Origin of the sequence: Bathymodiolus platifrons methanotrophic gill symbiont (assembly GCF_002189065.1) — a bacterium.
Classification (GTDB): domain Bacteria; phylum Pseudomonadota; class Gammaproteobacteria; order Methylococcales; family Methylomonadaceae; genus Methyloprofundus.
The window spans coordinates 1-6320 of the sequence record NZ_BDMN01000258.1; the positions used below are offsets into that span (position 1 = coordinate 1).

At 40.2% G+C, this 6320-nt stretch carries 5 protein-coding genes; 2 read left to right on the plus strand and 3 right to left on the minus strand.

Features of this window, described 5'->3' with window-relative positions; genetic code table 11:
- The first annotated feature begins 346 nt into the window (after positions 1-346).
- The gene (locus tag CDZ78_RS14275) at positions 347-958 is read left to right on the plus strand and encodes a glutathione S-transferase N-terminal domain-containing protein (RefSeq protein WP_174664583.1); all 612 of its coding nucleotides are present in this window, start codon (positions 347-349) and stop codon (positions 956-958) included.
- On the plus strand, positions 955-1329 hold the full coding sequence (locus tag CDZ78_RS14280) for a ClpXP protease specificity-enhancing factor (RefSeq protein ID WP_087870613.1): 375 nt from the start codon (positions 955-957) through the stop codon (positions 1327-1329). Before CDZ78_RS14275 ends, CDZ78_RS14280 begins: the two co-directional genes overlap by 4 nt.
- 318 nt (positions 1330-1647) lie before the next feature.
- Here CDZ78_RS14280 and sodB read toward each other — a convergent pair whose 3' ends face one another.
- The 3 genes from sodB to rapA all read right to left on the minus strand — a co-directional run bounded on the left by sodB (position 1648) and on the right by rapA (position 6108).
- On the minus strand, positions 1648-2229 hold the full coding sequence (gene sodB / locus CDZ78_RS14285) for a superoxide dismutase [Fe] (protein WP_087870614.1): 582 nt from the start codon (positions 2227-2229) through the stop codon (positions 1648-1650).
- Positions 2230-2516: 287 nt separating this feature from the next.
- Entirely contained in the window at positions 2517-3260 is a 744-nt protein-coding gene (locus tag CDZ78_RS14290) for a hypothetical protein (RefSeq protein WP_087870615.1), read from the minus strand.
- 97 nt (positions 3261-3357) lie between these two features.
- The gene (rapA, locus tag CDZ78_RS14295) at positions 3358-6108 is read right to left on the minus strand and encodes an RNA polymerase-associated protein RapA (protein ID WP_087870616.1); all 2751 of its coding nucleotides are present in this window, start codon (positions 6106-6108) and stop codon (positions 3358-3360) included.
- Between the last annotated feature and the right edge of the window lie 212 nt (positions 6109-6320).

Genomic DNA, 6320 nt, shown 5'->3' on the forward strand with positions numbered 1-6320 from the left:
TAAATATCTTTAGTTACTTTGTTATTTAAGCGAATGCCATTGCCCCCCCCAAAAAAATACAAACAATACCCACTTAAACGTTTCTGACACCCCTTATCTTGCATTGACACATCGCCCGATATAGACCTCACCACTTGCCGGATAACGTTTTTTTGCTGCGCAAAAAAATCTAATCCGGCCTACGTTTAGAGACACCTTCAGTTTTTTAAAAGTCAAAAATTGACAGCAAATAACAAACATGCTCCACATAGTTATTATTGGGTATGCTACAATACCTCCATTTGTCTAATCTTTAACTAATTTGGAGTTATGATTCGTGGTTACTGTTAATACTCGTCGTTCAGTCATGACATTGTTTTCCTCACCTACTTGCGCAATGAGTCACTGTACAAGGCTCGCTATTCACGAAAAAGGTGTTTCTGCAGAAATTGAATATTTTGATCCTAGCGATCCACCAGAAAGCTTATTAGAGCTTAATCCTAATGGCTCTTCACCTACTTTAGTAGAACGTGAACTGGTCTTATATGATTCACGCATCATAATGGAGTACCTGGACGAACGCTTTCCTCACCCGCCTCTTCATCAAATGGACCCTGTCTCCCGAGCTAATGCGCGCATGATTATCAAGCGCATAGATCAAGATTGGTATCATTTACTCGATGAAATCCTCAATTCAGGTGAGAAAAAATCTGCTCGTGCAAAAAAAATGCTTAAAGAAAGCCTAATCGCTGCCGCACCTTTATTTGCAGCACATGAGTATTTCATGAGCGATGATTTTTCTTTAATTGATTGTTCACTCGCCCCTTTACTTTGGCGTTTACCCGATATCGGAATCGATTTATCTGAAAGCGCAAGTGTTGTTGATGCCTATGCTCAACGCATTTTTAAACGCGAGACTTTTATTGCTAGCTTAAGCGAAGAAGAACAAGAAATGGCTAAACCGCCTGGCAAGAAATGACATCCTTAAAGCCTTATCTTATACGATCCATATACGAATGGATTATTGATAATAATTTAACACCTCATCTACTGGTCGACGCAACACATCCACACGCAGTACTACCAAAAGACTACATTGAAGATAGCAAAATTGTACTCAATATGCGCCCCGAAGCAATTCAGGGGCTGTCACTTGAAAATACCACAATTGAGTTTAACGCACGCTTTAATGGGCAATCTTTACATATTATAGCGCCAGTACCTGCCGTTATGGCCATCTACGCCAAAGAAAACGGCAAAGGCATGGTTTTTAATCAGGAAGAGGAAGACACCCCACCCCCTGAAAACTCACCACCTCCCGCACGACCACACCTACGAGTGGTAAAATAGATCCAAAAAAAAAGCCTGAGTTTTTGCAAACCCAGGCTTTTTTATTTATTGAACTGAAGTTTCCCAATAATTATTTATGGTAAAATTGAAACTATGCTACAACTATATGAAAAAAATAGTCTTTTCATTCGTTTCAAATGCTATTGCCTAAGGGGAATTAAGTAGGGGTTTGCTATAAACATGGCAAAACCACCTAAAATAAACCTCGATACACCAGCATTGTGTATTTCAGCTACTCAATAATTGGGAAACTTCAGTTTATTGAATACACGTAGGTCGCTATATTTCGCGCGGTAGCCGCGCGAAATATACTAGCATTTACCCTGCATAATTCTCCGCTGCAAATTCCCAATTTACCAATGCCCAATAGGCTTCCAGGTATTTCGGACGTGCATTACGATAATCAATGTAATACGCATGCTCCCAGACATCACATGTTAATAATGGTGTTTGCCCTTCAGTTAATGGGCAAGCCGCATTACTTGTGCTAACCAGCGCCAGACTACCATCAGCATTTTTCACTAGCCATGCCCAGCCAGAACCAAAAGTTGTTACGGCACATTTTGTAAATGCTTCTTTAAATTCAGCAAATGAGCCAAAAGCTGCGTTAATCCCGTCAGCTAAAGCACCCGTTGGCTCTCCGCCGCCATTTGGCGACAAACTATGCCAGTAGAACGTATGATTCCAGACTTGTGCAGCATTATTAAAAATACCACCAGAAGCACGCATCATTAAATTTTCCACCGATGCACCTTCAAACTCAGACCCAGGCACTAAATTATTTAAATTTGTTACATAAGTCTGATGATGCTTGCCATAATGAAACTCTAAAGTTTCTTCAGAAATATGCGGCTCTAATGCATCTTTTGCATAAGGTAGAGCGGGTAATTCATAAGCCATTAGTCATTCTCCTAAATAGTATAATTAACATTTCATCTATAACAACCACACTTGATAGCTATTATTGATTTGCATTGAGTATAAATTATTAAGCCGATAAATACCAAGCATTTTAGTAAAGAATTACACTTCGCATGGTAAATATCAGCCTATAAAAAAGCAATTCCCCAGCAAGCCATGCTCAGACCGGTCACAACTATAGCTGCTCTTATTTTTTACTTAATATTGACAGCACTACAGCAGCAATATTAGCCGACCTTAAGCACTCCGAGTGAAATACAATAAACCTATTTCTCTTTTTTATCGTACTCAACCTTATATCCATCAGTAACTACTTTAACTTTGCTATATTCAGCATCTTTAGAGCTTTCCTCGGTTTTTTTATCTTGCTCTGCCTCTTCCTCAACCTCAACCTCAACCTCAGGTGCATTTATTGAAGCAATAAACTCATTAAACCAGGGCTTTGTTTTAGCAATCTTCATATCTGCATCATTTAGAATGTCTTCTTCATCAGGCAGGTTTTTATATTCCAAAGCAAGCTGTAAAGCCTCTTTACAGGCATTAAAGTCACTATGCACCGCATATAAACAGGCAAAATTATAACTAGCAACCCCTTCCTGAATACCATCTGCAATAGAGAACTTCTCCTTTGCCAAGGTATAAGTTTCTTCTTTATCTGCGGCATTCTGCAACGGCGCCAGTTCCATTAAAGCAACCCCCCAGTCCAGAGCCGCCCCTAGATAATCTGCTTTTGCCACCAGACAATAAGAAAACTTCTTACCCGCTTCCTGGTAAAGTTCTTTCGCTTCAGCACCTTGCTTTAATCGTGCAGAATATAACAATGCCATCCCCCAGTTATAAAGCGCATCCTTAAAAGCGGCATTATCAGATGGAATAGCTTCATAAATAGCCATTGCCTGGGCAAATAATTGCTCTGCTTGCGCAACATCATCCTTTGCTCTCGCAGTCTGTACTATTTTATTCGCTGCCTTTACTTTTGATTTACCCGTAATCGAACCAAATAAGCCCATGTTATTCCTCTATACCTTGATTATTATTTTAATTTCCTGGCACTCAGCATATAAAACAACAAGCAATCATAGCTACTGAACGACCAAACTTTTATACCTAACTGCTTATAATAAATCGAACTGCATCCAAGCGCAATTTAGCATCCTTAATATACCCATGAGAGATTAATGCCTTATCTTTTAAATCACTTATTTCTTCCGGTTTTATCGCCCGATTTACCTGACTCAATGCATCTAAACGCTTTATTTCTCTAGCTAGGACTTTAAGCATCTCCGTTTGCGCCTGGCTAATAATATCTTGCATATTTGTTTCAGCTTTTTGTTCGGCACTGGCAATCATGGCATTAATATTTTTATGCTCATTACTGATAAAAACACTAATTTGTTCAGTTTCTATTTTTTCAGCTACCTCTATCAGCTCATTATGCTGAAATTGCGCTGTTAAATCTTGCTGCTTTTGGTCGATAAAGATTCGAATTGGCGTGGCTGGTAAAAAACGACTTAATTGTAAAGACTCTGGCGCGCTGCATTCCACCAAAAAAAGACATTCCAGAAAATACTGCCCAGCAGTTAACTTCTTATGCCTAACCACACTTAACGCAGCATTACCAACATTCCCTGACAACATTAAATCCATCGCCGACACCAGCATTGGATGCTCCCAGGTCAAATACTGCATATCCTCCCTTGCCAGAGCAAGCTCCCTATTAACTGTCACGGTTACCCCATCTTCCGGCACGCCGGGAAACCTGCCAACTCTCTGCAACTGCCCTTCATGCAAAATAGCACAATCTTCAGAATGGTACTCGGAATCTACGCCAAAACACTCAAAGATATCTTCCATATACTGCCATAGAACCTGAGGCTGCGAAATACTTTCAATAGAGGAAATAAGCTTCCCGGCAACATCCATTCGACAAGAATTAAGCTCCAGCAACACATCTCGTGCCTGGTGCATTTGCCTCTCTATCTCTTGCATAAACATCTGACCAGAACTTACCAGCCCATCTAAACCTTGCTGCTGCTCATTGAGAAAAACCTCTTCAAGCGCCTGCTTTTGCAAATGATATACTTCACTTGCTGCATTGCTATTCTGCTGAAATAGCTGCAAACCTTCGCCATACCAGCGGCAAAGACTATGCTGTTTACTGCCCTCAATATAAGGTACATGAATCTTAATAATATGCTTTTGCCCTATCCGGTCAAGCCGTCCAATTCTTTGCTGTAATAAATCAGGATTTTCAGGCAAATCCAGTAAGATTAAATGATGTACGAATTGAAAATTACGTCCTTCACTGCCAATTTCCGAACAAAGCAAAACCCGAACCTGAGCCTCTTGATCAGAAAAATAAGCCGCTGCCCTATCACGCTCAACAATACTCATTCCTTCATGAAAAGCAGCGACTTTAAACGCATATTTATCACGTAATTGTTTTTGCAATCTGACAACTGTTTCTGCATGCTTGCAAATCAATAAAACCTGAACTGTATCCAGTATCTTTAATTGCGCCACTAGCCACTGCAGATAAACCCCCTCTTCGTTTTCTAAATTATTTTGTAAAGGGTAAGTATACAATTCCCGTTGCGGAAACCCCTGCACCACCTGCCGCGAATTTCTAAATAATATGCGCCCTGTCCCATGCCGATCAATTAACTGATCAATCACTTCCTGCCTTAACGCGATATCCTCAACATTATTTAAAAAATCAACGCATAATCTTTGATCGACTAAACTAGCTAATAACCTTTTATCCGTTGCATTTAAAATAAGCAGGTTAACTATTTTTTCTGCTATCCGGGCAATAGGCTCAAATTCCCTCTGTTCAATTAAAAACAGCTCAAGACTATAGAAACGATCAGCATCTAGTAATCTTAATTGGGCAAAATGCGTTTCTTTACCTAACTGCTCAGGCGTAGCCGTCAATAAAACCAAACCAGCCGAATTCACAGCTAATTGCTCAACAAATAAATATGCCTCTCCTGGCGCTCGCTCAGACCACTGTAAGTGGTGCGCTTCATCCACTACCACTATATCCCAGTCAGCCTGGATAGCCTGCTCCTTCCTATGCGGGTTTTGTTCAAAAAAATCCAGGCTACATAATACTAACTGCTCATTCAGAAAAGGATTCTCTTCCTCAATAGCCTGACAACGAGACTCATCAAAAAGACTGAACTTCAAATTAAAACGCCGTAGCATTTCAACCAGCCATTGATGTAATAAGCTCTCAGGAACTATCACCATAACTCGCTCTGCCAGGCCCATTTGCAATCTATGCTGCAGAATCAATCCTGCCTCTATCGTTTTACCCAATCCCACTTCATCTGCTAGCATCACACGCACTTTATCTCGCTGCGCTACTTCATGAGCTATATATAATTGATGAGGAATTAATGATGTACGCGCACCGAGCAAACCTTTTACCTCACTTTTATGCAAGCGATGCAAGTGTTGCCAGGTTTGATAACGCAAAGTAAACCAGCGCCCTATTTCTGCCTGGCCGATAAATAGCTTATCCTGGGGCTTATTAAACTGAATGTGGTGACTTAAAGACATTTCATCAACCAACAACACCTCACCTTGCTGGTTAAGCAGTTGATAATGAATAAGCCCCTCGTACTCATCAAGCTTTTTTACAACTCCTTGCTCTCCATTTTCAGTTTCAATTTCCTCATCCACTGAAAATCGTACCCGTGTCAAAGGTGCATTATCTTGTGCATAGACTCTCTGCTCCTCACAAGCTAGATATAATACCGTCACACGATTAGTCGCTACACCCGACACCATCCCTAATCCCAACTCAGGCTCTGAAGCACTCATCCAGCGTTGACCGATCACAAATCCACTCATTAATACTTCTCTATCCTTCAATAGTATTGAAAATTGTTATACTTCGTTCACTCACTTAAAATTAAACCCCACCGTTTCTGAGGAAAAAATATTTCTAAGTATCTCGGCAAAATTGATTTAACCTTTTTAGAAAATATCTTGGTAATGTTAATAGGCACAAGAGCGGACTAAAGTCCGATCTACATTGATGCCCCATTTTAGTTAAATTAATT

Coding starts and splice junctions, on each gene's coding strand:
- CDZ78_RS14275 (WP_174664583.1), top strand. CDS start 347: ATGACATTGTTTTCCTCACCTACTTGCGCAATGAGTCACTGTACAAGG.
- CDZ78_RS14280 (WP_087870613.1), top strand. CDS start 955: ATGACATCCTTAAAGCCTTATCTTATACGATCCATATACGAATGGATT.
- sodB (WP_087870614.1), bottom strand. CDS start 2,229: ATGGCTTATGAATTACCCGCTCTACCTTATGCAAAAGATGCATTAGAG.
- CDZ78_RS14290 (WP_087870615.1), bottom strand. CDS start 3,260: ATGGGCTTATTTGGTTCGATTACGGGTAAATCAAAAGTAAAGGCAGCG.
- rapA (WP_087870616.1), bottom strand. CDS start 6,108: ATGAGTGGATTTGTGATCGGTCAACGCTGGATGAGTGCTTCAGAGCCT.